This is a genomic window from Actinomadura sp. NPDC048032, assembly GCF_040653175.1.
GTDB classification, from domain to species: domain Bacteria; phylum Actinomycetota; class Actinomycetes; order Streptosporangiales; family Streptosporangiaceae; genus Spirillospora; species Spirillospora verrucosospora.
This window is the reverse complement of sequence record NZ_JBEZJP010000033.1, coordinates 1-26,991: the sequence shown is the minus strand read 5'-3', so window position 1 is coordinate 26,991 and position 26,991 is coordinate 1. Positions and strand designations below refer to the sequence as shown.

Below are 26,991 nucleotides of genomic sequence, written 5' to 3'. Positions count from 1 at the left end.
GGTCAGCGCCTGCGCGCCTGGATGGGCCAGGTGTCCGCGAAGGACGTCCCGTCGTGCACCTCGTACCGGCCGAACAGGTTCGCCGCGGTGCAGGCGTGGTTGGGGATCACCGCGACGCGGTCGCCCGGCGCCAGGCCGTGCGGTTCCGCCGATCCGGCGAGCCCGTGCTCCTCGTAGAGCTTCTCGACGACGATGCCCGGATGGCCGTCCACCAGGCCGAAGCCCGGCGTCAGCGCGGTCATCCGCTCGGCGGGCAGGCTCTTGGCCCCCGCGTCCAGGACCAGCCGGTCCGGCGCCGGGACGTCCACCACCGTGCTGATCACGGCGAGCGCGCACTCGGCCGCGTCCGGGCCGCCGAGCGCGACCTGGGTGGCGTCGTAGAAGACGTAGTTGCCGTACCGGTACTCGTGCGCGCGGCCGGACTCCAGCCGGGCCAGCGGGGTGACGCCGACGCTGTGGACGGGGGCCTCGATCCCGCGTCCGGCCAGCGCCGCGCCCGTGCTCTCCAGCGCCTCGTCCTGCTGGTCGCGGACCGCGGCCAGCCCGGCGGCGTCGGTGGCGCCGTAGGCGTGCCCGGCGAACGTCATCAGGCCGCGGAGCCGGACCCGCCCGCCGAACGGCGCGGCCGCGACGGACTCGGCGGTGGGCGGGCCGGGGGCGGTGCCGAGCCGGCGCGTCCCGGAGTCGACCTCCCAGTAGACGTCGAACTCCGCGCCGGTCGCGGCGAGCGCGGCGACGTGCTCGGGGCGCGAGCAGGTGACGGCGACCCGGCCGCGCCCGGTGAGCGCGGTGAGGGCGCGGACGCGCTCGCCCGGGACGGGCGGGTACGCGACGAGCACGGACGGGAAGCCCGCGTCGAAGGCCAGCGTGGCCTCGGCGACGGTCGCCACGGTCGCCCGGGCGGCCCCCGCCGCGACCTGGGCCCGCGCGATCTCCAGGCACTTGTGGGTCTTGAGGTGGGGTGTGGAGTGCCCGCCGCGGCCCGTGACCCGGTCGGCCATCTCGCGGATGTTGGCCATGAGCCGGGAGTGGCGCAGCGCCAGGAAGGGCGTCGGCGGCCCGTCCCCGGCGCAGAGCGCGGCCCAGCCGTCGCCGCCGGTCACCGGGGCACCTCCGGCAGCGTGGCCTTGCCGGTGATCTCGCGTGCCAGTTCGGCCACGGCGCGTCCCATCTCGCGTTCCAGCTCGGGCGACATCCGCTCGACCGAGACGATCAGGCTGAGCGCGGCCACCGGCTCGCCCTGCCGGCCGAGCGCCGACGCGACGCCGGCGATGCCGTCGAAGAACTCGCCCCGGTCCACCGAGTAACCGCGCGTCGCGGACTGCTCGACGTCGTCGGCGATCCTGGCGCGGACCTCGTCCGGCAGCGCCGACCACCGGGGGCCGGCGCACAGCTCCCGCCACCGGGCGGCGTCGAGCCGGGCCAGCACGGCCCGCCCGGCGGCGCCCTCCCAGATCGGGGCGGTGCTGCCGAGCCGGGCGCTCGGGGCGAACGGGATGCTGCTGTCGGTGCGTTCGACGTAAACCATCTCGTCGCCGTTGGGGACCGAGAACGCGGTCGCGGCGTCGAACCGGCGGCCGAGCGGGGCCAGCGCCGCCATGGCGTCCCGGCGCATGTTGCGGTGGGAGAGCCGGATCGCGGCCAGCCGGAGCGGCAGCTCCCCGATCTGCCAGTTGCCGTCGGGGTCGCGCTCCAGCATGCCGATCTCGGCGAGCCCGCTCAGCAGGCGGTGCGCCGAACTCTTGCTCAGCCCCGCCCGCTCGGCGCATTCGGCCAGGCCGAGGACGGGTTCCTCCTGACTGAACGCGGCGAGCAGAGCACCGACGCGATCGACCACTTGCACCACGAACGCCTCCAGGAATGCCTTGACCGGGGACTGGCAGCGAGATTAGGTTGCCACAACATCCCATCACGTGGAATGCCAAACCACAGAATGGAACGCAGAGGACAGTGGTGAAGATCATCCGAGGGGGGCGCGTCGTCGACCCGGGCACCGGGACCGACGCGGTGCTCGACCTGCTCATCGAGGGCGAGCGGGTGACGGCGCTGGCGGCGCGGATCGCGCCGCCGGCCGGCGCGACGGTGATCGACGCCTCCGGGCTGGTCGTCCTGCCGGGCTTCGTCGACATGCACACGCACAGCGACTTCACGCTCCAGCACGACCCCGGCGCCCCGGCGCGCCTGCACCAGGGCGTCACCACCGACGTCACCGGGAACTGCGGCTTCTCCCCGTTCCCGCTGCCCCGGACCAGCAGGGGCTTCGGCTCCTTCTTCAGCTCCCGGCTGGACCCGGGCTTCCCGGACCTCGACGCCTACGCCGCCCACCTGGAGTCGCTCGGGACGGCGGTCAACGTCGCCCCGCTCGTCGGCCTCGGCGCCGTCCGCGAGCACGTCGCGGGCTCCGACCCCCGGCCGCCGTCGGACGAGGCCGTCGCCGCGATGCGCCGCCTCGTCGCCGACGGCCTCGACCAGGGGGCGTTCGGCGTCTCCAGCGGCCTGGTCTACACGCCCGGGCGGTTCGCCGCCGCCGACGAGCTGCGGCGGGTCATCGCGCCGCTGCGCGGGTCGGGCCGCTTCTACGCCACCCACCTGCGGGACGAGCGGGACGGCCTGGTCGCGTCCGTGGCCGAGGCGATCTCGACCGCCGAGCGGGCGGGCGTCGACCTGCAGATCTCCCACCACAAGGCGCTCGGCAAGGCCAACTGGGGGCGGACGGAGCAGACGCTCGCGATGGTCGACGAGGCCAACGCCCGCGGCGCCGTCGAGGTCGCCGTCGACTACTACCCCTACACCTCCGGCAGCACGGGGGTCTCCAGCCTGCTGCCGCCCGGCTCGCTGGACGGCGGCTGGCCGCTGCTGCGCACGCGGGCGGGGGAGGGCGCCGAACGGCTCCGCCTGCTGCGCCACCTGGACGGCGCGGCGCAGTTCCGGCCCGACGAGATCATCATCGGCCGCTCCCGGGACCGTCCGGACGCGTCCGGGCGGGCGCTGCCGGACTACGCCGCCGGGCTCGGCCGCGCCCCCGTGGAGGTGCTGCTGGAGCTGATCCTGGCCGAGGGCGAGAGCCTGACCATGATCGTCCCGGCCGCCTCCCGGGACGACCTCGCCCGCGTCTCCGCGCACCCCGCCGCCATGCACGGCAGCGACGGCTGGCTGATGACGGCCGGGCAGGCGCGGCACGAGCACCCCCGCAACCTCGCGAGCACCACCGAGGTGCTGGTCCCCGCGCTCCTCGGGCGGACGCCGCTCGACCGGGCGGTCCGGCACCTGGCCACCGCGCCCGCCCGGCGGCTCCGCCTGGACGGGCGCGGCACCCTGCGTCCCGGCGCGTTCGCCGACATCGCCGTCGCCGACCCCGGACGCGCCGCCGCCTACGAGAGCGGCCGGGGGACGGGGGAGGGCGCGTCTCCGGCACCGGAGCGCGCCTATCCCGACCTCATGCGCTGGGTCTTCGTGAACGGCGAACCCGCCATCGAGAACTCCCGCCCCACCGGTCGGCGCGCAGGCAAGGTCCTGCGCGCGCCATGACCGTCCCCCACGCACCGATTGGAACGGAGCAGACCATGGCACCCAGCAACGCGTCCCCGGCCACCCCGCACGTCAGCAGGCGGTCCTTCCTCCGCGGAACGATGGCGCTCGGCGCCGTCGCCGGGCTCGGCGGCACGGGCCTGCTGACGGCCTGCGGGTCCGGCGGCGGCGACGGCTCGCCGAACGACCTCCAGATGCACCACGACGCCGCGGTCGGCCCGCTGTTCAAGCCGTACGTGGACTACTTCAACACCAACTACGCCCCGCTCAAGCTCGGCACGTCCTACGTCGCGCAGGACTACCTCACCGTGACCAACCAGCAGCTCGCCGGCGGCAACGCGTCCTACGACGTGCTGTTCGCGGACGAGGGCTACCTGGAGTCGTGGTCGAAGAACCAGTGGGTCCGCTCCCTCAAGGACCTGCCCGGCCTGGACAAGCTGGTCGCGAACATGAACCCCGGGGTCGCCGACGCCCTCAAGGGGCCGGACGGCGAGGTCTACGCGCTGCCCTACTTCCAGGGCGCCGAGCTGTTCGCCGTCAACACCGCCCACCTCAAGAAGATCGACGCGCCGGCGCCCGCGACCTGGGACGAGTTCCTGGAGCAGGCGCGCGAGCTCAAGGCCAAGGGGATCAGCCAGACGCCGTACTCGCCGTACTGGATCAAGTACGCGTTCCTCATGTGGCACCAGTTCGCCGCCGAGGTCGCGTCCGAGGGCGGCGGCTCGCTGTTCGACCCGTCCGGGAAGGCGAACCTCGCCGGGAACCCCGTCGCGCGCGCCACCCTGGAGCGCTGGCGGACGCTGTACTCCGAGGGGCTGGTCCCGAAGGACCTGTTCACCACCGACTACGGCGGCGTGACCAACGTCTTCGGCGGCGGCAAGAGCAGCTTCTCGATGCGCTACCAGGCGCAGGTCGTCGGGTGGAAGGACCCGAAGCAGAGCTCGGCGGCGAAGGACATCAAGAACGTGCTGATGCCCGGCAGGACCCGTGAGACGCACGGCTTCGGCGCGTACTGGATGCTCTCGTACAACACCGAGGGCGAGAAGAACGCCGGGACGGTCATCGACTACCTCGGCGGCGCGGGCAAGGACGGCTCCTTCCACGTTCCCAAGAACCTGGTGGCGACCGCGCTCGGCCTCTCCAGCGGCTACAAGAGCGTGGACTCCGACCCGGCCGTGCTCAAGTCGTGGGCGAAGTGGGCGGACGTGGACGCCCTGACCGGCCAGCTCGCCAAGACCGTGCCCCTCGGGCCCGTCACCACCAAGACCTGGTACCCGAAGTTCGCCGACATGGCGTGCGCCGTGCTCCAGGAGGTCGTGCTCGGCAAGAAGTCCTCCGACCAGGGGCTCAAGGAGCTGAGCGACTTCGCGGGCGCGCAGAAGTAGCCGTGTCCCCGACCCAAGGAAGCGAGCCCGCCGCGGACATGACCACCGAGTCCGACCGGCGCCCGGCGGAGCCCCGCCGGCGGCCGGAACGTTCCAGCAAACGTCCACCTCCCACCGCCGCGACCGGCCGCACCGGACGCGGGGGCCGGTCCGGCAGGACGGGCCGCACGGGCTACGGGCGGGGCGAGGCGAGGTTCGGCATGGCCATGGCCATGCCGGCCCTGCTCGTCACGCTGCTGCTGCTCGGCTACCCGCTCGTGTACTCGTTCTGGGTCAGCCTGCACGAGCAGACCCTCGGCAGCCGGGCCCCGGCCCGCTGGGTCGGGTTCGACAACTACACCGCCGTCCTCGGCGACCCCGTCTTCCTGCCCTCGCTCACCCGCACCGTCCTGTTCGCCGCCGCCGTCGTCCTCGGCACGCTGCTGCTCGGCACGGTGTTCGCGCTGGCCCTGAACCAGGACTTCCGGGGCCGGTCCGTGGTCCGGGGCGTGCTGATCCTGCCGTGGTCGCTGTCCCAGATCACGCTGGCGCTCACCTTCGGCTGGATCTTCAACTCCACGTTCGGCCCGCTGAACGGAGCGCTCCAGCAGGCCGGCGTGATCGACAGGTACGTCGCCTGGTTCGCCTCCGGGCGGGTGGCCCTCACCGTGATGGCGGTCGCGTTCGTCTGGAGCCTGGTGCCGTTCGCGACGCTGCTGATCCTGGGCGCGCTGCAGACCGTCCCCGAGGACCTGCACAAGGCCGCGCGGATCGACGGGGCCGGGCCGGTCCGGCGGTTCTTCTTCGTCACCCTGCCCTGGATCCGCGACACCGTGCTGGTGGTGTCCGTGCTCGCCCTGATCAACGCGTTCCTGGCGTTCGCGCTGATCTACATCCTCACCGGCGGCGGGCCGGGCACCGAGACGACGCTGCTGTCCTGGTGGGGGTACACCACCGCGTTCCGCGACCTCGACCTCGGCAGGGGCGCGGCGATCTTCTACCTGATGACGCTGGCGATGGTGCTCCTCGCCGCGCTGACCGCGCTCGTCATCCGGGGACCCCGCAGGAACCGCGAAGGGAGGACCGCGTGATGGCCGCCGGAGACCGCGGGCGCACGGCCAGGAAGGTCGCGGTGCGCGCGCTGCGCGCCGGGACCGTCCTGGCGCTGCTGGCATGGGTGCTGCTGCCGTTCTACTTCCTGCTGCTGGTGGCGCTGACGTCCCGGGCCGACTCGCTGCGCACCCCGCCGCGGTGGATCCCCGCCATGGACTTCGGCAGCTTCCGGCAGATCCTCCACTCGGCGTTCAGCTCCGCACCGCCGAGCAACCCCAGCGACCTGATCGTCCCCGGCATGCAGAACAGCGCCGTGGTCGCGGTCTGCGTCGCCGCCCTCAACATCGTGATCGCCAGTACGGCGGGCTACGCGTTCGCCCGGTTCCGGTTCCCCGGCTCCCGGACGGTCCCGGGCCTGATGCTCGGCAGCCAGCTCGTCCCGGTGTTCGCGCTCGTCGTGCCCTTCTACGTGATGCTCCACTCGCTGGGCCTCACCGACACCCGCGCGGGCGTCGTCATCGCCCACCTCGGGTTCACGGTGCCGTTCTCGGTGTGGATGATGCGGGCCTACTTCAACGGGATCCCCGTCGAGGTGGACCGCGCCGCGATGATCGACGGCTGCACCCGCTGGCAGGTCTTCGCCCGCGTGGTGCTGCCGCTGGCCCGGCCCGGGATCATCAGCGTCGGGCTCTTCTCGTTCATGGTGTCGTGGAACGACTTCCTGTTCGCGCTGGTCCTGAACTCGCGGACGGACGCGATGCTGATCCAGCCGGCCATCTCCGGGCTCTACAACGTGCGCGAGCAGTCCTTCGGCATCATGGCCGCCGGCACCCTGCTGGCCGCCCTCCCCACGATGCTGCTCGCCCTCGTCTCGCAGCGGTTCCTCGTACGCGGCCTGACCTCAGGCGTCGGAAAGGTGTGACGCGTGTCCAGTATCGAACTCCGGCAGGTCACCAAGCGGTTCGGTGACACGCTGATCGTCGACTCGGTCGACCTGACCATCGAGGACGGCAGCTTCACCGTGCTGCTCGGCCCGAGCGGGTGCGGCAAGACCACCACCCTCAACATGATCTCCGGGCTGGAGGAGGTGTCCTCCGGGGAGATCCTGTTCGACGGCGCGGAGGTCCAGGACGTCCCGCCGCACAAGCGCGACGTCGCGATGGTGTTCCAGTCGTACGCGCTCTACCCGAACCGCAGCGTTCGGGAGAACATCTCGTTCGCCCTCAAGCTGCGCAGGCTCCCCGCCGCCGACATCGCGGCACGGGTCGCCGAGGTCGCCGACATGCTCAGCATCGGCGCGCTCCTGGACCGCAAGCCGCGCCAGCTGTCGGGAGGCCAGCAGCAGCGGGTGGCGCTGGCGCGGGCGATCGTCCGCCGCCCCAACGTCTTCCTGCTGGACGAGCCGCTCAGCAACCTCGACGCCAAGCTCCGCGCCGACATGCGCATCAGCCTGCGCGAACTCCAACGCGAGCTCGGCGGCACCTTCGTCTACGTCACGCACGACCAGGGGGAGGCCATGAGCATGGCCGACCAGGTCGTCGTCATGAACGGCGGAGTGGTGCAGCAGGAGGCCCCGCCCCTCGACCTCTACCGGCGGCCCGCGAACCGGTTCGTCGCCGGCTTCGTCGGGACGCCCGGCATGAACTTCGTGCCGGGCGCGGTGGACGCCGGCGGGTCTTTCGCGCACGGCGACTGGACGGTGCCGATCGGCTGGACGGGCGAGGCCAGGGACGGCCTGACGCTCGGCGTCCGCCCCGAGGACGTCACCCTGGAGCCGGACGGCCCCGGCGCGGCGGGCCGCGTCCGCCTGATCGAGCGGCTCGGTGTCGAGGCGATCGTCGTGGCCTCGTTCCCGTCCGGCGACGTCATCGCCCGCGCCGACCCGGACGTCGACCTCGACGCCGGGGCCCCGGTGTCGATGCGCGTCCGTCCCGGGAAGGTCCATCTGTTCGACTCCGAGAGCGGCGACGCGGTCGCGTGGACGCCCGCCCCGGCCGTCGCCAAGGAGGTCCGGAATGCCTGACGACGTCGTCCTGCGGATCGGCGGCCGCGCCCGCGCCGCCCACGGGGGAGCGGTCTACGACGCGGTGAGCCCGGCGACCGGGGAGCGGTTCGCCGCCGTCGCCCGGGCCGCGGAGTCCGACGTGGACGCGGCGGTGGCCGCCGCGGCGGAGGCGTTCGAGACGCACCGCCAGGAGAGCGCGTTCACCCGGGCGGACTGGTGCCACCGCGTCGCGGCCCTGGTGGAGGAGCGCGCCGCGGCCATGGCCCGGCTCCTGTCGCTCGAACACGGCAAGCCGGTGGACCAGGCCGAGGCCGAGATCCGGCTGGCCGCCGACGGCTTCCGGCTCGCCGCCGAGGAGGCCAGGCGGCTCGGCGGCGAGACCATCCCGGCGCGCGACGGCGCCAAGCTCGTGCTCACGACCCGCAAGCCGCGCGGCGTGTTCGCCGTGATGACCCCCTTCAACTTCCCGGTGAACATCCCCGTGGAGTACCTCGGCCCCCTGCTGGCCAACGGCAACGCGGTCGTCTGGCGTCCGGCCCCCTCCACGGCGGCGGTGGCGGGCGCGCTGTTCGACTGCGTCGAGGACGCCGGCGTCCCGCCCGGCCTGGTCAACCTCGTCACCGGTCCCGACCTCGGCCCGGCGCAGCGCCTGGTGTCGCATCCCGCCGTCAACGGCGTGGGGTTCACCGGCAGTTCGAAGGCGGGCGCCGAGATCGCCCGGCTCGCCGCGGGCAAGGCCCAGGTGATGGAACTGGGCGGCAACGGGCCGATCGTGGTGCTGCCCGACGCCGACCTGGACCGGGCGGCCCCGGCGATCGCCTCCGCCGCGTTCGCCAACTCCGGCCAGTCGTGCGCGGCCGCCGGACGCGTCATCGCCGCCAGGTCGATCGCGGCGGAACTGGAGGAACGCCTCGTCGAGGAGGCCCGGCGCGAGGTGGTCGGATCGCCCTTCGAGGCGGGCACCACCATGGGGCCGGTCCACACCCGCGGCGTGGCCGACACGATGGCCCGGCACGTCGCCGACGGTCTGGCCCGCGGCGGCCGGGCGGCGTTCGGCGGCGGCCCCCTACCGGACCGCCCCACCGACCTGTTCTGGCGTCCCACCGTCCTGGTCGGGCTGGACGCGGAGGCCGCGGCCATGGGCGAGGAGACGTTCGGCCCGCTGGCGCCGGTGCTGCGGGTCGCCGACGACACCGAGGCGATCCTCGCCGCCGCGAACCGCGGCCGGTACGGGCTCAGCTCGGCGGTCTTCGGACGCGATCTGGACCGTACCCTGGCGGTGGCCGGCCGGCTCCGCGCGGGGCAGGTCACCGTCAACGACACCAGCAACTACTGGGAGCTGCATCTGCCGTTCGGCGGTGCGCCGGGCACCGACAGCGGTCACGGCCGGCTGGGCGGCCGCTACATCGCGGAGGCCGTCACGGAGATCCAGTCGATCTCCGTCGACCTGACCCCGCCCTGGCGCTGAGGCAAAGGAGCCGAAGATGAACGAACCGGTGGCGGCGGCCACGCACTCCGGGGTGCTGGAGGAGGTCGAGCGGCGGGTGCTGTGGCTGTCCACGGCCATCGTGCACCACGCCAACCGCGTCCGGCCCAACCCGTCCGGGCTGAAGGTGGGAGGCCACCAGGCGTCCTCGGCGTCGATCGCCTCGATCATGACGGCGCTGTGGTTCCGCCACCTCGGGCCGCAGGACCGCGTCTCGGTCAAGCCGCACGCGTCCCCCGTCCTGCACGCGATCAACTACCTGCTCGGCGAGCTCGACGAGCGGTACCTGACGACCCTGCGCGAGTTCGGCGGCCTGCAGAGCTACCCGAGCCGGACCAAGGACCCCGACCCGGTCGACTACTCCACCGGATCGGTGGGCATCGGCGCCACCGCGCCGATCTGGGGCGCGGTCGCCCGCCGGTACGTGGAAGGGGCGCCCGCGGGACGCCAGTACTCCCTCGTCGGCGACGCCGAACTGGACGAGGGCGCCGTCTGGGAGGCGATCCTCGACCCGGGCGTGGCGGACCTGGGCGAGATCGTGTGGATCGTCGACCTCAACCGCCAGTCCCTCGACCGCGTCGTGCCGTACCTGGCCGCGCACCGGCTGAAGGGCATGTTCGCCGCCGCCGGCTGGCAGGTGCTGACGCTGAAGTACGGCCGGCTGCTGACCGAGCTGTTCGAGCGCCCCGGCGGCGCGGACCTGCGCGCCCGCATCGACGCGATGCCCAACCCCGAGTACCAGCGCCTGCTGCGCTGCGACGCCGCCGAACTGCGCGACCGCCTCCCCGGCGGCAGCGAGCCCGTCGCCCGCCTGATCGCGGAACTCGACGACGCCACCCTCCTCGCGGCCCTCCGCAACCTCGGCGGCCACGACCTCGGCACCCTGGCCGAGGCGTTCGACGCCATCGACGACACCCGGCCCACCGTGATCTTCGCCTACACGGTCAAGGGCCACGGCCTGCCCAGCGAGGGCCACCCGCAGAACCACTCGTCCCTCCTCACCGCCGACCAGATCGCCGAGCTCGCGCCCCGCCTGGGCGCCGACCCGGACGCCCCCTGGGCCCGTTTCGAGGACGGATCGGCGGCCGCCCGCCTGTGCGCCGACACCGCCGCGCGGCTGCGCCGGCCCCCCGCCGCGCCGCAGGCCCCGCCCGCCGTGCCGGACGACATCGGCCGCACCCCCAAGGGCACCGCCACCACCCAGGCCGCCCTCGGCCGCCTCCTGCTCGACCTCACCCGCGAGGCGCCCGACGCCGCCGCCCGCGTCGTCACCGTGAGCCCGGACGTCAGCTCCAGCACCAACCTCGGCGGCTGGGTGAACAAGGTCGGCGTCTGGTCGACCGCCGAACGCCGCGACTGGTTCGCCGACGACGGCGAGACGATCCTGCACTGGCGGGAGGGCCCGGCGGGCCAGCACATCGAGCTCGGCATCGCCGAGACCAACCTGGTCGGCCTCCTCGGCGAACTCGGCGCCACCTGGAGCCGCTGGAACCGGCCCCTGCTGCCGATCGGCGTCCTGTACGACCCGTTCGTCGGCCGGGCGCTCGAACCCTGGTCGTTCGGCATCTACGCCGGCGGCCAGTCGATCCTGATCGGCACCCCCTCCGGGGTCACGCTGGCCCCCGAGGGCGGGGCGCACCAGTCCATCGTCACCCCGTCCATCGGCGTCGAGCAGCCGGGCTGCGTCGCCTACGAGCCGGCGTTCGTCCTCGACACCGAGTGGACGCTGCTGGCGAGCATGGCCCGCCTGGGCCGCCCCGACGGCGGCTCCGCCTACCTGCGCCTGTCGACCCGCCCGGTCGACCAGACCCTCGCGGACGTCCCGGCCGACCCGGCCGCCCGCGAGCGCCGCCGCCGCCAGGTGATCGCCGGCGCCTACCCGCTGCGCCGCTCCGCCCGTCCCGCCGTCACCCTCGCGGCGATGGGCGCCCTCGTCCCCGAGGCCCTGGCCGCCGCCGACCGCCTGGAGCAGGCCGGCGTCGGCACCGACGTGGTCTGCGTGACCAGCCCCGGCCTGCTCTTCCGGGCCCTCCGCTCCCGCCAGGGCCAGGACGACGGCCCGAACTGGATCCTGGAGCAGGCGTTCCCCGCCTCCCGCGCCACCCCGCTCGTCACCGTCCTGGACGGCCACCCCCACACGCTGGCCTTCCTGGCCGGGGTGAACAACGTCCCCTGCACCACCTTGGGCGTCACCGCATTCGGACAGTCCGGCTCCATAGAGGACGTCCACCGCCACCACGGCATCGACACGGACTCGATAATCCGCGCGGCCCTGGACCTCCACACCCCCTGAAAGCCCCCGACAGGATCGATCAGGAATCGAGAAGTGCTCACCCCCGGTCCCTACGTAGCGTGATTCGTGCAAGCGGGCGGCGGGGCGGCTCACCGCCGCCCGCGGCACCCACCACGCACACGAGGGGACATGACATGAAGGCGCACGTGAGTTCGATTCTGCTGGCCGTCCGCGACATGGACCGGGCCAAGCGGTTCTACACCGAGGGCCTCGGCTGGAAGATCCAGAACGACTACGGCATCTCGGTGTTCTTCGAGTCGGACGGAGCCTCGCCCGTCGGCTTCTACGGCCGCGAGGGCCTCGCCGACCAGGTCGGGACGAGCCCGGAGGGCAGCGGCTTCAGCGGGCTGGTGCTCACCTACGTCGTCCGCAGCGAGGCCCGCGTCGACGAGGTCATGGCCGAGGCCGAGAAGGCCGGAGCCACGATCCTCAAGCCCGCCGGCGCCCTGCCGTGGGGCGGGTACGGCGGCACCTTCGCCGACCCCGAGGGCTACATCTGGAGCCTCGGCTACAGCGCCCAGGGAGCCGACCAGCCTTACGCGGAGTAGCCGCCGGCGCGGGTCCGGAGCCGACGCGGCGCCACGTCGGCCCCGGCCCGCCGCGTACCGTGATCCCGTCGGCCACCCTCCGTGTTCTAATGATCACGGAAGGGACGGCTCTCGACGGGGCGGGAGATGGGCATCTCGGAGGATCCGGACGGTGCGAACGCCGTCACGCGCGAGGGCGGCCTCACCTGGCGGGTCGTGGCGGGATGGCTCGTGGGGATCACCGCGGCCCTCGCGGTGACCGGCGTCGCGCTCGGCCGGGAGACCGGCCTGGCCCCGTTCCTGGTCTTCCTGCCCACCTTGATCGCCGGCCGCGGGACGGTCCGGCAGACCGCGGTCGCCTCCGTCTGGACGGTCCTGGTCATCATCGGCTCGCTGATCCGCCGCCCGCTGCCGAGCGCGGCGGCCACCGCCAGCGTGATCATCTTCGCTCTCGCGCTCGACGGCCTGAGCGTCGTCCAGGCGGTCCGCCGCGTCCGCCAGGAAAAGGAGATCAGCCGGCTCCGCTCCGCGGCCGCCGCCCTGCAGCGCCATATCCTGCGCCCGTTCCCCCTCGCCACCGCCGAACTCGTCGTCCACGGCCTGTACGAGCCGGTCGAGGAGGACAGCATGGTCGGAGGCGACGTCTACGAGGCCATGCCGACCCCCTACGGCAGCCGCGTCCTCATCGCCGACGTCCAGGGCAAGGGCCTCCCCGCCATCAGCGCGGCCTTCGCGGTGCTCAACTCGTTCCGCGAGGCGGCCCTGGCAGAGCCGACGCTCACCGCTGTCGTGGATGCCCTGGAGAACTCGGTTCTGCGGCACAACTCCTTCGTCGCCCAGACAGGCGAGGAACAACGATTCGTCACAGCCCTCATCCTGGACATCGGTTCGGAAACGACCGCCCAAGCCATCAACTGCGGCCACATCCCGCCCTACCTGCTGTCCGAGCAAGGGACGGGCCAGATTCACCTAGGAGAGGCCTCCCTGCCGCTGGGCCTAGCCTCCCTTAGCCCAGAACCACGAACCGTCACACCGTTCAATTTCCCAACCGATTCCACGCTCCTCCTATGCACTGACGGCATCACTGAGACCCGCGACCCGTCCGGCGCCTTCTACCCCTTGGAAGAGCGCCTGTCCCGCTGGGAGCACCTGCCCCCCGCCGAAATCGCTCCTACCGTCCACCACGACCTGGAGCAGTACGCCCACAGCAAGCTGGCAGACGACGTAGCCCTCCTGGTACTCCACAGAAAACCCGCCTTGCCGGACACCCCCTCGATCTCATGACGAGGGAGAACCCCCGGGGCCGGTCAACGGCGGACGCGAGAAGAGGCGGCGGAGCACGTCGGTGATGGTGACGACACCCAGGATCTCTCCGCCGCGTGTCACCAAGGCGAGCTGATTACCGCTCTCGCGCATGCGAGAAAGCGCGGCGTAGACGGGCGTACCCGCGGGGAACAGCAGCGCCGGACGGGTCAGACGGCGGATGCCCGCGCTTTCCGGCTCGGTCAGGGTGTCGCGGACGTGGACGACCTTCCAGGCGGTGCCGGGCCCGCTGACCAGGATGCGCAGATGCCCGGAGGCGAGTGCGGCGGCCTGGACATCGGCGACGGTGGCGTCCGGCGGGACGGCCGCCAGCCCGGGCTTCACCAGGTCGTCCACCCGAAGCTCGCGCAGGTCGAGGGCGCCGGTGAGCCGCGCGGAGTAGCCCGCGTCGAGCGCCCCGACGTTCGCCGAGTGCTCGACCAGGTGGCGCAGGGCCTCGGGGTCCTGGCGGGAGACGACCTGGTCGGTCGCCTCGACGCCGACCCTGCGCAGGCACCAGTTCGCCGCCGAGTTCAGCGCGGACAGCAGCGGCCGGGTCAGCTTCATGAAGCCGCGCATCGGCAGCGCCAGCATCGTGGCCGACCGCTCGGGGTGGGCGATCGCCCAGGACTTGGGCGCCATCTCGCCCACCACCAGGTGCAGGAACGTCACCACGACCAGCGCGAGCACGAACCCGGCCGCGTCGGCGAGCCAGAGGGCGAGCCCCCAGTGTTCGAACAGCGGGGTGAGCCAGTGGTGCACGGCCGGCTTGGTGATCGCGCCGAGCGCGAGCGTGCAGACGGTGATGCCGAGCTGCGCCCCGGCGAGCAGGACGGACAGTTCGGAGGCGCTGCGCAGCGCGGCCCGGGCGGCCGGACTGGTCAGGGCGGCGTCCTCCAGCCGGTGCCGCCTGGCCGCGATGAGCGCGAACTCGACGGCGACGAAGAAGGCGCTCAGGGCGATGACGGCGACGGTCGCGGCGAGCACCGCCCACGGGTTCGCCGTCATTCCGCGCTCACCCGCAACCGGACGGACGAGGGCACGTGGTGCTCCACCTCCAGGACCTCGGCCCGCAGGACTCGGACCAGCGGCTCGTCGTCACGGACCAGATCGGCGGCCTCCGGAGGCAGCGGGACCTCGACCGTCGTCCCCACCTCGGGCAGCGCCCCGTGGACGGCGATGACCAGCCCCGCGAGCGTCTCGTAGTCGCCCTCGGGCAGCCTCAGGTCGAGCGTGCGCTCGACCTCGTCGATGTGGAGGTCGCCGGGAACGATCCAGGTGTCGGACCCGGCGACCGCGGCGGGCCCGGCCTCCGCCACGTCGTGCTCGTCGGTGATCTCGCCCACCAGTTCCTCGGCGAGATCCTCCAGCGTCAGGATCCCCGCGAACCCGCCGAACTCGTCGACCACGCAGGCGAGCTCGTCACCCGCGCCGGTCAGCGCGTCCAGCGCCTTCGGCAGCGTCATGAGGGTCGCGAGCACGGTCGCGGGACGCATGACCGACGCCGCCGTCCCCTCCGTCCCGGCGGCCAGGACGTCGTTGAGGTGCACCACACCGGCTACGCGCCCGTCGTCCAGCACCGGGTAGCGCGAATGCCCGGCGCTCATCGCGCGGCGGACTTCGCCGAGCGGCTGCCGCACCGCCACCGTGTCGACGCGGGACCGCGGGATCATGGCGTGCTCGACGTCCCGCCGCGGGAAGTCCAGGATGCGGTCGAGCAGGATGGACAGCTCCGGCGGCAGGTCGCCGCTGCGCCGCGACTCGGCGACGATGCGCGCCAGGTCCCGCTCGGTGGCCGCGTGCTCGACGTCGTGCACCGGCGCGATGCGCAGCAGCCGCAGCAGCAGGTTCGACGACTGGTCGAACACCCGGATCAGCCACCCGAACACCTTCAGGTAGACCAGCGTGGACCGTGCCAGCGCCCGCGCCACCGGTTCCGGCCGCGCGATGGCCAGGTTCTTCGGAACGAGCTCCCCGAACAGCATCTGCACCAGCGTGGACAGCCCCAGCGCCAGCACCGTGCCCACCGCGATCCCCGTCGCGTCCGGCACGCCGACGCCGCCGAGCACGTCCCCCAACGCCCGCCCGACCAGCGGCTCGGCGACGTACCCGACCAGCAGACCGGTGACCGTGATACCGAGCTGCGCCCCCGACAGCATGAACGACGTCCGCCGCGTCACCCCGAGCGCCCGCCGGGCGGCACCGTCCCCGCTCCCCGCGAGAGCCGCCAACCTGGACCGATCCACGGCCATGTAGGCGAACTCCTGCGCGACGAAGTACCCCGTCACCCCGGTGATCCCCAGGATCACCAGCACCCCGAGCACCAACGAAAGCAGGATCACCATCGCGCCCCGGCCCCCGAACCCCTGGTCATCTGCCTCCCCTGCCGAAAACGCGGCGAGTGAACACAGAGTTCCCCCAGGTCAGCCCAACACACCTCACCCACGCCGCCCCGCACACCCGCCAAAGCACCTAGGGGGCGGTGTGCCACCGTAGAAGCATGGAACCGGCCAAGCTGTCTCCCGAGGAAGTCACTCTCCTGCTCCGTGACCTCTGCGTCGAACTCGGCTTCTGCCTACCCCCGGACGATCACGATTCACTGCGCGACTCGCCACCAAATGACGTAGACGATTTCACGGCCGCGGTTTTTCGAGCTGAAGGCATGGAAGCCTCACAACATCCACATCTCTACGGCCAAGTGCGACAGAAGGTAGCCAAAGCCTTCGGGAAGCCGACCAACCAGGCGACGTCATCGTGATCGCCTGCCCGTAACGCGGCAGCGGCACACGGGCGCCCGAGTTAGCAGGGCAGTAAGGGGTGCGCAATGGAATACCAGCTCACGTTCTTCGCCAGGGCAACCGGACAGACAACCGGCGCAGAGGCGATGGAGCATGTTCTCAACGCCATTCTAGAGAACGGACCACCTTTGGTCGGGGAATACCTCGGCCCGCCCGAGCCGCGCCCAGGTGAGTGGTCAGGCCCTGAGGCCGACGCCGTACGAAGCTTCAGGCTGGCCACAGCGACCGAAGACATGAGACCGGCGGCTGACTATCTCCTGTTGGAAATCCATGTAGGAATGCGATTCATCGCCGAAGATGTGATCGCAGCAGACCCTGACGACGACCACGGCGTATGGGGCAGCGATCTAATGGCGCGAGTCACGGTGAGCGGCGAACGCCCCGACTGGCCACTGGTGGAACGTATAGGGGCAACTCTGAAAAACCTGTGGTCAGCGGTCCCCTGGAACAAGACCTCGGGCTTCAAAGTTGCAGCCCCGCCCCGAGGATCGCTCCCGCACGACCAGTACACAACTCCATGACAGACCGCCCGAAACCTGGCGCTAATCAACAAACACCTTCGACGCCACGCCGCGCCCCCGCACCCGCTTCGGGCCCCATGACGAAGGTTCGCGGTGTGTTCCGGATCTTGGTCAGTTGGCGGGATGATCGTTGAGTGGCTGATCACGTGGACGCGTCGTTGACCGAGGTTGCGATGCTGCGGCGGGCTGTTCGTGACGAAGAGCTCCGCGGCGAAGGCTTCTGGGCTCATGGGCTGGACGTTGAAGGGCTGCTTCGGAGAGTCACCGCTTCGTTGAACACCCTGCCGCTGGTCGTGGTAGAGCATGCCGAGTTCGATCACTATGGCTCCGGGTACGCCTCCTACGCCGATGTGTCTGTCACTAAGCGTGATGGTTCCACCCGGCGAAATGAGGGCGGCGGCCAGGTCAGCGTCGAGTGCCTGAACGTTCTCCTATGTCGTCTGGCTCCGGTGGCCTGTGTGCTGCGCCCGGCCAATCGATGGCGAGGCCCTGGTGACAATGGTTCCTCAGTGCTGCCCGAATCCGATGAGGTCGTCACCGCTCCCGATCGGTCGTGGGCCAGTGAGTATCGCCAGATCAGGGACGTTCTAGACCGACACGGTATAGCCCTGATCGGCGCAGATCTCCTTACCCGCCCGCTGCCTATGGGGCTTGCCGTCGAGACGAACCTTGCAGACTCAGCGCAGACGATCTTTGATGCCTGGTTCCACTGGCGCGACTAGCGCACGCCTCATACGCCCGATCTTCCGGCAACTCCCTGAGGAGTCCAACGGTGTCGACCACGGCCACACTCTGGTGGCTCGTCGCCGAACGGGTGTAGAGGTCACGGCGATTCGGTAGGGCGGTGGCGCGCCCCTGTGGTGAGCGATCGGGGCGGGGCCGGCAGGTGTGGCAGGGCGCGTGGTCCGGCTGCCCGGCGCCCAGGCCGCACGCTCCGGGCGGCCTGGTGCGGGGCCGCGCAGCGGCCTGAGGGCCGCCGCCCCTTGACGCGTTCCGCGTATGTTCCGGGAAGCGTGACAAACGGCGGCTTTGCTGATGCTTGGGTGCATATGCGACAAACCCCGGCGACAGGCTGAGTGCCTGGTCTGCCGGGGTTTGTGGTGGTCGTCTGAGGTGCCCCCTGCAGGATTCGAACCTGCGCACACGGCTCCGGAGGCCGTTGCTCTATCCCCTGAGCTAAGGGGGCGCGACGCGGTATGAGGTTACCAGGGTTGGCGGGGTGACGCGCACCGGGAGGTTCGCCGTGCGTTCAGGGGGTCGGGTGGGCTAACTTCAAGGCCGTGACCGAGCCACTGGGACGCGTGCTGGTCGTCGATGATGACGAGGTGATCCGCCAGCTCATCGCCGTGAACCTGCAACTGGAGGGGTTCGAGGTGTCGACCGCGGTGGACGGCCAGGACTGCCTGGAGAAGGTGGCGGAGGTCGGGCCGGACGTGATCACGCTGGACGTGATGATGCCCCGGCTGGACGGGTGGGTCACCGCGGTGCGGCTGCGGGAGGACCCCGGGACCGCGCACATCAGGGTCGTGATGATCACGGCGCGGGCGCAGGAGCACGACGTGCGGCGGGGGCACGAGATCGGCGTCGACGCGTACGTGACGAAGCCGTTCGACCCCAACCAGCTGATCCAGACGGTGCGGAAACTCGCCGCGGTGTCCAGATAGTGGTCGGCTAGTCTCACCAGGGTGACTCCAGGGGATGCTCTCGCGCGGGCGGTGCGGGACGCCGTGGACGCGGGGGAGATCGATGTCGCGGTTCCCGAGGAGGTCGTGGTCTTCGGGCGGGGCGGCGGGGTCTTCGAGAGTCCGGTGGCCCTGAGGCTCGGTGTCGATCCGCAGGTGATCGCGCGTCGGGTCGGCGGGAGCGTCTCCGGGCCCGGGTTCGTGAGGATCGTGGTGGGGCCCGAGCTGGTGGAGGTCATCCGGCGTGATCCTCGTTACGGGGTCGCGCGGGTGCCGTCAGGCGGGTGGAGTGAATGGCCCCGGACGTTCGAGAATCCGGGGTTCTCGGTGCGTTACGCCTATGCGCGGGCCTGTTGGGTGGGGCGTTGGGCGCGGGAACTCGGAGTCGGGGCCGGGCCGTTCGAGGGTGGTGCGGAGGAGCTCGTGGGGGCGCTCGGGGACGTTCCCGGACGGGCCGCGCAAGCGGAGCGGGAAGGCGACGCCAGGCCCCTGATGTTGTGCTTGGAGAGCGTTGCCGGGGCGTACCACGAGGTGCACGAGCGTTGTCCCGCGCTGCCCGTGGGCGATGAGGAGCCCGGGGCGGTGCACGCGGGGCGGGTCGGCCTGGCGGAGGCCGTGAAGGTCGTCCTCGGCAACGGGCTGAACATGATCGGTGAAACACCTAGAGAGCGGATATGAGTCGAGTACACCCTGCCGGGCCGCGGCATGCCGACGTCCTGCCGGAGGATCATCCGGCCGGGCCGGCGGAGGACCTGAACGCGCTCGAGCCCTCCGTGTGGCCGCGGAACTCCAAGCGGGAGGAGGGCGCCCTCACCGTCGGGGGAGTGGACGTCAGGGACCTGGCGAAGGAGTACGGGACGCCCCTCTACGTCTACGACGAGGAGGACGTCCGGAGCCGCGCCAGGGAGTACGCGGCGGCGTTCCACGACGGGGACGTCCACTATGCGGGCAAGGCGTTCCTGTGCACGGCCGTCGCGCGGTGGCTGAACGAGGAGGGGCTCGGCCTCGACGTGTGCAGCGGCGGTGAGCTCGCCGTGGCGCTGGCGGCGGGCTTTCCCACCGAGCGCATCACGCTGCACGGGAGCAACAAGGCGTCCTGGGAGCTGGAGAAGGCCCTGGAGGTCGGGGTCGGACGGATCGTGCTCGATTCGTTCGAGGAGATCGCCCGGGTGGGGTACCTCGCCAAGGAGATGGGCGTCCGCGCCAAGGTGATGGTGCGCGTGACCACGGGCGTCGAGGCGCACACGCACGAGTTCATCGCCACCGCCCATGACGACCAGAAGTTCGGGTTCTCCCGGAGTTCCGGGGCGGCCCTGGAGGCGGTCAGGCGGGTCCTGGCGCTGGAGCAGCTCGAACTGGTGGGGCTGCACAGCCACATCGGGTCGCAGATCTTCGAGGTGGACGGGTTCGAGGTGGCCGCGCACCGGCTGGCCGAGCTGCTGGTGGCCATCCGGGACGAGCACGGCGCCGAGCTTCCGGAGCTGGACCTCGGCGGCGGCTACGGCATCGCTTACGTGCCGGGCGAGGAGCCGCACGACCCGAAGTCGATCGCGGACGGGCTGCGCGCCATCGTCGCGCGCGAGTGCCGGGCGTACGGGCTGGCGATGCCGCGGCTGACCGTGGAGCCGGGCCGGGCGATCATCGGTCCCGGCGGCGTCACGCTGTACGAGGTCGGGACGGTCAAGGACGTCGAGGGGCTGCGCACGTACGTCTCGGTGGACGGCGGCATGTCCGACAACCTGCGCACGGCCCTGTACGGCGCCGAGTACACCGGGGTGCTGGCGAGCAGGACGTCCGAGGCCGCCCCCATGCTCAGTAGGCTTGTCGGCAAGCACTGCGAGAGCGGCGACATTGTGGTGCGGGACCTGTGGTTCCCCGAAGATCTTGCGCCGGGGGATCTGGTGGCGGTGGCGGCGACCGGTGCGTACTGTCGGTCGATGGCCAGCAACTACAACCATGTCCCGAAGCCCGCCGTGGTGGCGGTGAGGGACGGCAGGTCGCGCGTGATCGTCCGGCGGGAGAGCGCGGACGACCTGCTGCGGCTCGATGCGGAGGTCGAAGCGTGAAACGCGGACTGCGCGTGGCGCTGCTCGGTTGCGGCGTGGTCGGCACGGAGGTCGTCCGGCTGCTGAACGAGCAGGCGGACGATCTGGCCGCGCGGGTGGGGGTTCCGCTGGAGCTGGCCGGGATCGCCGTGCGCAGGCCTGACCGGGTGCGCGCGGGCGTCGACCCGGCGCTGCTGACCACGGACGCGCAGACGCTGGTGACCAGGGACGACGTCGACCTCGTCATCGAGGTGATCGGCGGCATCGAGCCGGCCAGGACGCTGATGCTGGAGGCGATGAAGGCCGGCAAGTCGGTCGTCACCGCGAACAAGGCGCTGCTGGCCGAGGACGGGGCGACGCTGTTCGCGGCGGCGCGGGAGTACGGCGCCGACCTGTACTACGAGGCGTCGGTGGCGGGCGCGATCCCGCTGCTGCGGCCGCTGAGGGAGTCCCTGGTCGGCGACCACGTGCACCGGGTGCTCGGCATCGTGAACGGCACCACGAACTACATCCTCGACCAGATGGACACGCACGGCGCCGGCTTCAACGAGGCGCTGGACGAGGCGCAGGCGCTCGGGTACGCGGAGGCCGACCCGACGGCCGACGTGGAGGGCTTCGACGCGGCGGCCAAGGCGGCGATCCTGGCGCAGCTGGCCTTCCACACGCCGGTGACGGCGGCGGACGTCCACCGCGAGGGCATCACCGAGGTGAGCGCCGCCGACGTGGCGGGCGCCCAGGGCATGGACTGCGTCGTCAAGCTCCTGGCCATCTGCGAGCGGATCCCTTCGGAGGACGGCCGGAACGGCCGCGGGGTGTCGGTCCGCGTGTATCCGGCGATGATCCCGAGGTCGCATCCGCTGGCGAGCGTCCGCGAGGCGTACAACGCGGTGTTCGTCGAGGCGGAGTCGGCGGGCTCGCTGATGTTCTACGGCGCGGGCGCGGGCGGCGCTCCGACGGCGTCGGCGATCCTCGGCGACCTCGTCGCGGTGGCCCGCAACGTGGTCGGCGGCACGCCCGGCCCGGTCGAGGTCACGTACGCGAAGCTGCCGGTGCTGCCGATGGGCGAGACCGTCACCCGCTACTACATCGAGGTGGACGTGACGGACGAGGCCGGCGTGCTCGCGACGGTCGCCGAGGAGTTCGCCAGGCACGGGGTGTCGATCCAGGCCGTGCGGCAGGTGGGCTCGGGCGAGGAGGCGCAGCTCGTCGTCGTGACGCACCGGGCGCCGGACGCCGCGCTGTCGGCCACGGTGGCGGGCCTGCGGGAGCTGGAGATCGTCCGCGGCGTGACGAGCGTCATGCGCGTCGAAGGCGACGAGTGAGGCGGGGCCGGTCCCGGTAGACTTCGGGCGAACATCGCAGGTCAGCCGAGGAGACCGAGTGAACGCGAACGCCCGCGCGTGGCGCGGCATTATCGAGGAGTACCGCGACCGGCTTCCGGTGACGGACGCGACGCCCGTCGTCACCCTGCTGGAGGGCGGTACCCCCCTCGTGCCGGCCCCCCGGCTCTCCCAGATGACCCGTTGCGAGGTGTTCCTCAAGGTCGAGGGCGCCAACCCGACCGGGTCGTTCAAGGACCGCGGCATGACGATGGCGATCAGCAAGGCCGCCGAGGACGGCGCCAAGGCCGTCATCTGCGCCTCGACCGGCAACACCTCCGCGTCCGCCGCCGCGTACGCGGTGCGGGCGGGGATGACCTGCGCGGTCCTGGTGCCCAACGGCAAGATCGCGATGGGCAAGCTGGCGCAGGCGCTGGTGCACGGCGCCCGGCTGCTCCAGGTGGACGGCAACTTCGACGACTGCCTCGAACTGGCGCGCAAGCTGTCGGTCGACTACCCGGTGGCGCTGGTCAACTCGGTGAACAAGTACCGGCTGCAGGGCCAGAAGACGGCCGCGTTCGAGATCGTGGACACCCTCGGCGACGCGCCCGACGTCCACTGCCTGCCGGTCGGCAACGCCGGAAACATCTCCGCGTACTGGATGGGCTACCAGGAGTACGCCAAGGACGGCCTCGCCTCGCGCGCCCCGCGCATGCTGGGCTTCCAGGCGAGCGGCGCGGCGCCGTTCGTGAAGGGCGAGCCCGTCCTGAAGCCGCAGACGATCGCCACGGCGATCCGCATCGGCAACCCCGCCTCGTGGGACCTCGCGGTCGCCGCGCGCGACGAGTCCGGCGGCGCGATCGACTCGGTCACCGACCGGCAGATCCTCGCCGCCTACCGGCTCCTCGCGCGGGAGGAGGGGGTGTTCGTGGAGCCCGCCTCCGCGGCGAGCGTCGCCGGCCTGCTCCAGGCGAGCGAGCAGGGCGGGGTCGCGGCCGGGTCCAGGGTCGTCTGCACGGTCACGGGCAACGGCCTCAAGGACCCCGACTGGGCCATCTCCGGGGCGCCCGCGCCGACGACCATCAAGGTCGACGCGCACTCGGCCGCGTCCGAGCTCGGCCTCACCTGAGGTGGGCTGGCAGGAAGGCCCGGTGCTGGTGCGGACCCCCGCCACCAGCGCCAACCTGGGCCCGGGATTCGACTCGCTCGGCCTCGCGCTGGAGCTGTACGACGACGTCGAGGTCGAGGCGACCGGCGGCGGCCTGTCCATCGAGGTGGACGGCGAGGGCGCCGAGGTCGCCGACCGCGGTGACCGGCATCTGATCGTGCGGGTGTTGCGGCGGACCTTCGACGTCCTGGACGACCTGGCCGGAAGCGGTCCCGCGCGCCCGGACGGGCTGCGGCTGCGCTGCCGCAACCGCATCCCGCACAGCCGCGGCCTCGGCTCCTCGTCCGCCGCGATCGTCGCCGGGATCGTCGCGGCCCGGGCGCTGCACCCCGCCGGGAAGCTCCTCGACGACGCCGGGGCGCTGCGCCTCGCGACGGAGATCGAGGGCCACCCCGACAACGTGGCCCCCTGCCTCGCCGGAGGCCTGACGGTCGCCTGGACGGCGCCCGGCGGCCCCCGGTCGGTGCGGCTGGAGTCGCAGGTCACACGGGTGGTCGCGTTCGTCCCCGAGCAGCGGCTCGCGACGGAGCGGGCCCGCGGCCTGCTGCCCGAGACCGTCCCGCACGGGGATGCCGCCGCCAACGCGGGGCGCGCGGCGCTGCTCGTCGCGGCCCTCACCGGCGGCCTGGACGCCGGCATCCTGCTCGACGCGACCGAGGACCGGCTCCACCAGGATTACCGCGCCCCGGCCATGCCCGAATCGGCGGCGCTCGTCGCGCGGTTGCGGGACGCGGGCGTTCCGGCCGTGATTTCCGGTGCGGGGCCCACTGTCCTGGCCTTCACAACCGCATCACGAGTTGATTCGATCGGCGCCGGAGTGGGTAAAGGGTGGCACGAACACCCGTTGGACGTCGCGACCCGCGGCGCACGCGTGATGACCCCGGAATCGGAGTTCCGGAGCTGACGGCGGCGCCGGGGGCGGGGGACGCGCGTCGCTCCGGCCGGTGCCGGTCCGGCAGGATCCGGCTAGGTAAAATGCGAAGACATCGACCTCTGGGGAATAGCAGTGTGCCCTGGTGATGTTAGGCTGATTGCCGCACCAGATGCCCCGTTCGGGGCAGCGTGCTCGTCAGCCGCGCGTCACCATTTCGGCCCTCCGGTCGTGCCGGTCCCGCGTACCAGGCTCCCCGACACCGTGACTTCCCGTTGTCAGGCATTCCAGCGAAACTTCGGACGTGGCGGTACCGGGGACACGCACGAGCGGAACGTCCCGTCCACCATCTGGCTGTGCCCAGAACACGCAGATCCCGGTTCCATCGTGATCAGCGGAGCCCGATCCGGCGCCCCCGCCGGGCCGCACCACCGGGTCGACTGGCCGAACGCCGGCCAACGCCCGCGCCCTGGGAAGGACCCTTAGTGAGCGAATCCAGCGAACTCCTTACGGACGCAACAAGCACGGAAACCGCCGCCGCTCCGGCCGGCGCGGAGACCGCCGCCCCCCGGCGCCGCCGCGGCACCGGCCTGTCGGCCATGGTGCTCCCCGAGCTCAAGGCGCTCGCGTCCAGCCTCGGCATCACCGGCACGACCGGGATGCGCAAGAGCCAGCTCATCGCCGCCATTCAGGAGAAGCAGGGCGGCCAGGGGCAGGGCTCGGCCGGGGGCGAGCAGGGAGCCGCTGCCCCGGTGACGGCCGAGCGCCCGCGCCGCGGCCGCACCGCCGCCAAGCGCGAGGTGCCCGACGAGCAGGTGACCATCGCCGACGCCGCGCCCGTGGCCGCGCCCGCGTCCGACAACGCGGCGGCGCCCGAGGCGCAGTCCGGCACGGCCGAGAAGGCCGTCCAGGGCGACAAGCAGGAGAAGGCCGAGCGGCAGGGCGGTCGGCAGCGGGGCGAGAAGCAGGACCGGGGAGCTTCCGAGGGACGCGGCGACCGCCAGGGCCGGGACCAGGGCCGCGAGCAGGGGCGCGAGCAGAACTCCGAGGACGGCGAGTCCCAGGGCGGCCGGGACGGCAACCGCGACGGCCGTGAGGGCCGCGAAGGCGGCGGCCGCCAGCGGCAGCGCGGGGGCCGGGAGCGCGGCGAGGGCCGCGACCGCGGCGACCGCGGCGACCGCGGTGAGCGCGGTGAGCGCGGTGAGCGCGGCGACCGAAGCGAGCGCGGTGAGCGTGGCGAGCGTGGCGACCGCGGCGACCAGGGCGGCGGGCGTCAGCGCGGCCAGGGCGGCGGCGGTCAGGGCGGCGGCGGCCAGCACGACGACGACGACGGCGGCGGCCGGGGCCGTCGCGGGCGCCGGTTCCGGGAGCGCAACCGCGGCCGCGGCCGCGAGCGCTACGAGGAGCCGGTGCTCAGCGAGGACGACGTCCTCATCCCCGTCGCGGGCATCCTCGACATCCTCGACAACTACGCCTTCGTCCGGACGACCGGCTACCTGCCCGGCCCGAACGACGTGTACGTCTCGCTGGCGCAGGTCCGCAAGAACGGGCTGCGCAAGGGCGACGTCATCACCGGCGCCGTCCGGCAGGCGCGCGAGGGCGAGCGGCGCGAGAAGTTCAACGCGCTGGTCCGCCTCGACACCGTCAACGGGGTGGAGCCCGACCAGGCCAAGGGCCGCGTCGACTTCAGCAAGCTGACCCCGCTGTACCCGCAGGAGCGGCTGCGCCTGGAGTCCGACGCGGGCATCCTGACGACCCGGATCATCGACCTGGTGTCGCCGATCGGCAAGGGCCAGCGCGGCCTGATCGTCTCGCCGCCGAAGGCCGGCAAGACGATGGTGCTCCAGGCGATCGCCAACGCGATCACCAAGAACAACCCGGAGTGCCACCTGATGGTCGTCCTGGTGGACGAGCGTCCGGAAGAGGTCACCGACATGCAGCGGACGGTGAAGGGCGAGGTCATCCACTCGACCTTCGACCGTCCCGCCGAGGACCACACCACGGTCGCGGAGCTGGCCATCGAACGCGCCAAGCGGCTCGTCGAGCTCGGCCACGACGTCGTGGTGCTGCTCGACTCGATCACCCGCCTGGGCCGGGCCTACAACCTGGCGGCGCCGGCGTCCGGCCGGATCCTGTCCGGCGGTGTCGACTCGACCGCGCTGTACCCGCCGAAGCGGTTCTTCGGCGCGGCGCGCAACATCGAGAACGGCGGCTCGCTGACGATCCTCGCCACCGCGCTGGTGGAGACCGGGTCCCGCATGGACGAGGTCATCTTCGAGGAGTTCAAGGGCACCGGCAACATGGAGCTGAAGCTCAACCGGTCGCTCGCGGACAAGCGGATCTTCCCGGCGGTGGACGTCGACCAGTCCTCCACCCGCAAGGAGGAGATCCTCATGGCTCCGGAGGAGCTGCGGGTCGTCTGGCAGCTGCGCCGGGTGCTGCACGCGCTCGACACGCAGCAGGCGCTGGAGCTCCTCATCGAGAAGATGAAGGAGACCAAGTCCAACGCCGAGTTCCTGCTCCAGGTGCAGAAGACGACCGTCTCCGACGACCGCTGAGTCTTCCGGCGATCGCTGAGCAGTGCCGCGCACGCCCCCGTCCGGTCCTCCGGGCGGGGGCGTCGCCGTCCGAGCCCCGCGAAGGGGTGGGGTTAGCCCCACCTCCGATCGGGCGGCGGACGTCATGGCGGCCCCGCGTCCCGCCCGGCACGCTTGGACACACGAGACGGAGAGGGCCGACGCAGGTCCGAGCGGCACGGAGGGACGATGTGGGCGAGTTGAGCAAGGACCCCGGCGCCGCGGGCGGCGGCGCCGTCCAGTGGGCCGCGGCGCGGTGGGCGACGGCGACGAGGGCCGGCGGGGAGTCGGCGTCCGTCATGAACGGGTCCTGGCATCCGCTCGCGATGGTGAGGTCCTCACTGACGTGGCGCTCGGCGCTGTACCTGGGCGTCAGCCTGGCCTGGGGGCTGGCGAACTCGTGGTCGGCGTCGAGCGGCACGCCGCGCACCATGTTCGCGAACGCGACGCCCC

The 26,991-nt window shown here is 72.2% G+C and carries 24 protein-coding genes and 1 tRNA gene; 20 read left to right on the top strand and 5 right to left on the bottom strand.

The features are described 5' to 3' along the window. Positions 1 to 2: 2 nt before the first annotated feature. Positions 3 to 1,103, bottom strand: a complete 1,101-nt coding sequence (locus AB0C69_RS07500) for an alanine racemase (protein WP_360351007.1) — start codon at positions 1,101 to 1,103, stop codon at positions 3 to 5. Further along, entirely contained in the window at positions 1,100 to 1,846 is a 747-nt protein-coding gene (locus tag AB0C69_RS07495; protein ID WP_353833581.1) for a helix-turn-helix domain-containing protein, read from the bottom strand. Before AB0C69_RS07495 ends, AB0C69_RS07500 begins: the two co-directional genes overlap by 4 nt. A 107-nt stretch (positions 1,847 to 1,953) precedes the next feature. Between AB0C69_RS07495 and AB0C69_RS07490 the strand changes: the two genes are divergently transcribed. The 9 genes from AB0C69_RS07490 (at position 1,954) to AB0C69_RS07450 (ending at position 13,540) form a co-directional block, all read left to right on the top strand. Beyond that, the gene (locus AB0C69_RS07490; RefSeq protein WP_360351004.1) at positions 1,954 to 3,528 is read left to right on the top strand and encodes an amidohydrolase family protein; all 1,575 of its coding nucleotides are present in this window, start codon (positions 1,954 to 1,956) and stop codon (positions 3,526 to 3,528) included. 35 nt (positions 3,529 to 3,563) lie between these two features. After that, positions 3,564 to 4,913, top strand: a complete 1,350-nt coding sequence (locus AB0C69_RS07485) for an ABC transporter substrate-binding protein (protein WP_360351001.1) — start codon at positions 3,564 to 3,566, stop codon at positions 4,911 to 4,913. A 2-nt stretch (positions 4,914 to 4,915) separates the two neighbouring features. Continuing rightward, positions 4,916 to 5,983, top strand: a complete 1,068-nt coding sequence (locus AB0C69_RS07480) for a sugar ABC transporter permease (protein WP_345182648.1) — start codon at positions 4,916 to 4,918, stop codon at positions 5,981 to 5,983. After that, positions 5,983 to 6,867 (top strand): ABC transporter permease subunit, encoded by an 885-nt coding sequence (locus AB0C69_RS07475; protein ID WP_353833578.1) that lies wholly within the window; start codon positions 5,983 to 5,985, stop codon positions 6,865 to 6,867. The genes AB0C69_RS07480 and AB0C69_RS07475 overlap by 1 nt, the downstream gene beginning before the upstream one ends. A 3-nt stretch (positions 6,868 to 6,870) precedes the next feature. After that, entirely contained in the window at positions 6,871 to 7,968 is a 1,098-nt protein-coding gene (locus AB0C69_RS07470) for an ABC transporter ATP-binding protein (protein ID WP_360350996.1), read from the top strand. Continuing rightward, complete coding sequence (locus tag AB0C69_RS07465; RefSeq protein ID WP_360350993.1) at positions 7,961 to 9,418, top strand: aldehyde dehydrogenase family protein; 1,458 nt, start codon at positions 7,961 to 7,963, stop codon at positions 9,416 to 9,418. Before AB0C69_RS07470 ends, AB0C69_RS07465 begins: the two co-directional genes overlap by 8 nt. Positions 9,419 to 9,434: 16 nt before the next feature. Then, positions 9,435 to 11,729, top strand: a complete 2,295-nt coding sequence (locus tag AB0C69_RS07460; RefSeq protein ID WP_360350990.1) for a pyruvate dehydrogenase — start codon at positions 9,435 to 9,437, stop codon at positions 11,727 to 11,729. A 146-nt stretch (positions 11,730 to 11,875) separates the two neighbouring features. After that, entirely contained in the window at positions 11,876 to 12,277 is a 402-nt protein-coding gene (locus AB0C69_RS07455) for a VOC family protein (RefSeq protein WP_345182643.1), read from the top strand. Positions 12,278 to 12,403: 126 nt separating this feature from the next. Next, positions 12,404 to 13,540: a PP2C family protein-serine/threonine phosphatase gene (locus AB0C69_RS07450; protein WP_360350987.1), complete on the top strand. Its 1,137-nt coding sequence runs from the start codon at positions 12,404 to 12,406 to the stop codon at positions 13,538 to 13,540. Here AB0C69_RS07450 and AB0C69_RS07445 read toward each other — a convergent pair. Both AB0C69_RS07445 and AB0C69_RS07440 read right to left on the bottom strand, forming a co-directional pair. Further along, positions 13,535 to 14,566: a hemolysin family protein gene (locus AB0C69_RS07445; protein WP_360350984.1), complete on the bottom strand. Its 1,032-nt coding sequence runs from the start codon at positions 14,564 to 14,566 to the stop codon at positions 13,535 to 13,537. The two genes, AB0C69_RS07450 and AB0C69_RS07445, sit on opposite strands and share 6 nt — an antisense overlap. Further along, the gene (locus AB0C69_RS07440; RefSeq protein WP_360350981.1) at positions 14,563 to 15,903 is read right to left on the bottom strand and encodes a hemolysin family protein; all 1,341 of its coding nucleotides are present in this window, start codon (positions 15,901 to 15,903) and stop codon (positions 14,563 to 14,565) included. Before AB0C69_RS07440 ends, AB0C69_RS07445 begins: the two co-directional genes overlap by 4 nt. Before the next feature lie 155 nt (positions 15,904 to 16,058). On the opposite strand from AB0C69_RS07440, the gene AB0C69_RS07435 reads away from it, so the two are divergent. The 3 genes from AB0C69_RS07435 (at position 16,059) to AB0C69_RS07425 (ending at position 17,599) form a co-directional block, all read left to right on the top strand. Then, on the top strand, positions 16,059 to 16,316 hold the full coding sequence (locus AB0C69_RS07435; RefSeq protein ID WP_360350978.1) for a hypothetical protein: 258 nt from the start codon (positions 16,059 to 16,061) through the stop codon (positions 16,314 to 16,316). Positions 16,317 to 16,382: 66 nt separating this feature from the next. Then, positions 16,383 to 16,877, top strand: coding sequence for a hypothetical protein (locus tag AB0C69_RS07430; RefSeq protein ID WP_360350975.1), 495 nt, complete (start codon positions 16,383 to 16,385; stop codon positions 16,875 to 16,877). Positions 16,878 to 17,011: 134 nt separating this feature from the next. After that, complete coding sequence (locus tag AB0C69_RS07425; protein WP_360350972.1) at positions 17,012 to 17,599, top strand: hypothetical protein; 588 nt, start codon at positions 17,012 to 17,014, stop codon at positions 17,597 to 17,599. A gap of 392 nt (positions 17,600 to 17,991) precedes the next feature. Here the strand turns inward: AB0C69_RS07425 and AB0C69_RS07420 are convergent. Further along, positions 17,992 to 18,063: transfer RNA gene (locus AB0C69_RS07420), tRNA-Arg, on the bottom strand. 115 nt (positions 18,064 to 18,178) lie between these two features. Here AB0C69_RS07420 and AB0C69_RS07415 point away from each other — a divergent pair. The 8 genes from AB0C69_RS07415 to AB0C69_RS07380 all read left to right on the top strand — a co-directional run. Continuing rightward, complete coding sequence (locus AB0C69_RS07415) at positions 18,179 to 18,541, top strand: response regulator (protein WP_345182684.1); 363 nt, start codon at positions 18,179 to 18,181, stop codon at positions 18,539 to 18,541. Between the two features lie 21 nt (positions 18,542 to 18,562). Further along, positions 18,563 to 19,237: a DALR anticodon-binding domain-containing protein gene (locus AB0C69_RS07410; protein ID WP_345182634.1), complete on the top strand. Its 675-nt coding sequence runs from the start codon at positions 18,563 to 18,565 to the stop codon at positions 19,235 to 19,237. After that, the gene (lysA, locus tag AB0C69_RS07405) at positions 19,234 to 20,625 is read left to right on the top strand and encodes a diaminopimelate decarboxylase (protein ID WP_360350968.1); all 1,392 of its coding nucleotides are present in this window, start codon (positions 19,234 to 19,236) and stop codon (positions 20,623 to 20,625) included. The genes AB0C69_RS07410 and lysA overlap by 4 nt, the downstream gene beginning before the upstream one ends. A gap of 14 nt (positions 20,626 to 20,639) precedes the next feature. Beyond that, positions 20,640 to 21,926 (top strand): homoserine dehydrogenase, encoded by a 1,287-nt coding sequence (locus AB0C69_RS07400; protein WP_345182683.1) that lies wholly within the window; start codon positions 20,640 to 20,642, stop codon positions 21,924 to 21,926. 58 nt (positions 21,927 to 21,984) lie between these two features. Further along, the gene (gene thrC / locus AB0C69_RS07395) at positions 21,985 to 23,052 is read left to right on the top strand and encodes a threonine synthase (protein ID WP_345182631.1); all 1,068 of its coding nucleotides are present in this window, start codon (positions 21,985 to 21,987) and stop codon (positions 23,050 to 23,052) included. Positions 23,053 to 23,074: 22 nt separating this feature from the next. Next, complete coding sequence (gene thrB, locus AB0C69_RS07390; RefSeq protein WP_360350964.1) at positions 23,075 to 23,995, top strand: homoserine kinase; 921 nt, start codon at positions 23,075 to 23,077, stop codon at positions 23,993 to 23,995. 452 nt (positions 23,996 to 24,447) lie between these two features. After that, positions 24,448 to 26,520, top strand: a complete 2,073-nt coding sequence (rho, locus tag AB0C69_RS07385) for a transcription termination factor Rho (protein WP_360350961.1) — start codon at positions 24,448 to 24,450, stop codon at positions 26,518 to 26,520. 209 nt (positions 26,521 to 26,729) lie between these two features. Beyond that, on the top strand, positions 26,730 to 26,991 hold a 262-nt coding region (locus tag AB0C69_RS07380), incomplete at its 3' end, for a hypothetical protein (protein WP_360350958.1).

Excerpts from the sequence above, each read along its gene's own strand:
- AB0C69_RS07485 (WP_360351001.1), top strand. The coding sequence starts at position 3,564 with ATGGCACCCAGCAACGCGTCCCCGGCCACCCCGCACGTCAGCAGGCGG.
- AB0C69_RS07475 (WP_353833578.1), top strand. The coding sequence starts at position 5,983 with ATGGCCGCCGGAGACCGCGGGCGCACGGCCAGGAAGGTCGCGGTGCGC.
- AB0C69_RS07465 (WP_360350993.1), top strand. The coding sequence starts at position 7,961 with ATGCCTGACGACGTCGTCCTGCGGATCGGCGGCCGCGCCCGCGCCGCC.
- AB0C69_RS07460 (WP_360350990.1), top strand. The coding sequence starts at position 9,435 with ATGAACGAACCGGTGGCGGCGGCCACGCACTCCGGGGTGCTGGAGGAG.
- AB0C69_RS07450 (WP_360350987.1), top strand. The coding sequence starts at position 12,404 with ATGGGCATCTCGGAGGATCCGGACGGTGCGAACGCCGTCACGCGCGAG.
- AB0C69_RS07445 (WP_360350984.1), bottom strand. The coding sequence starts at position 14,566 with ATGACGGCGAACCCGTGGGCGGTGCTCGCCGCGACCGTCGCCGTCATC.
- AB0C69_RS07440 (WP_360350981.1), bottom strand. The coding sequence starts at position 15,903 with ATGGTGATCCTGCTTTCGTTGGTGCTCGGGGTGCTGGTGATCCTGGGG.
- AB0C69_RS07435 (WP_360350978.1), top strand. The coding sequence starts at position 16,059 with ATGGAACCGGCCAAGCTGTCTCCCGAGGAAGTCACTCTCCTGCTCCGT.
- AB0C69_RS07430 (WP_360350975.1), top strand. The coding sequence starts at position 16,383 with ATGGAATACCAGCTCACGTTCTTCGCCAGGGCAACCGGACAGACAACC.
- lysA (WP_360350968.1), top strand. The coding sequence starts at position 19,234 with ATGAGTCGAGTACACCCTGCCGGGCCGCGGCATGCCGACGTCCTGCCG.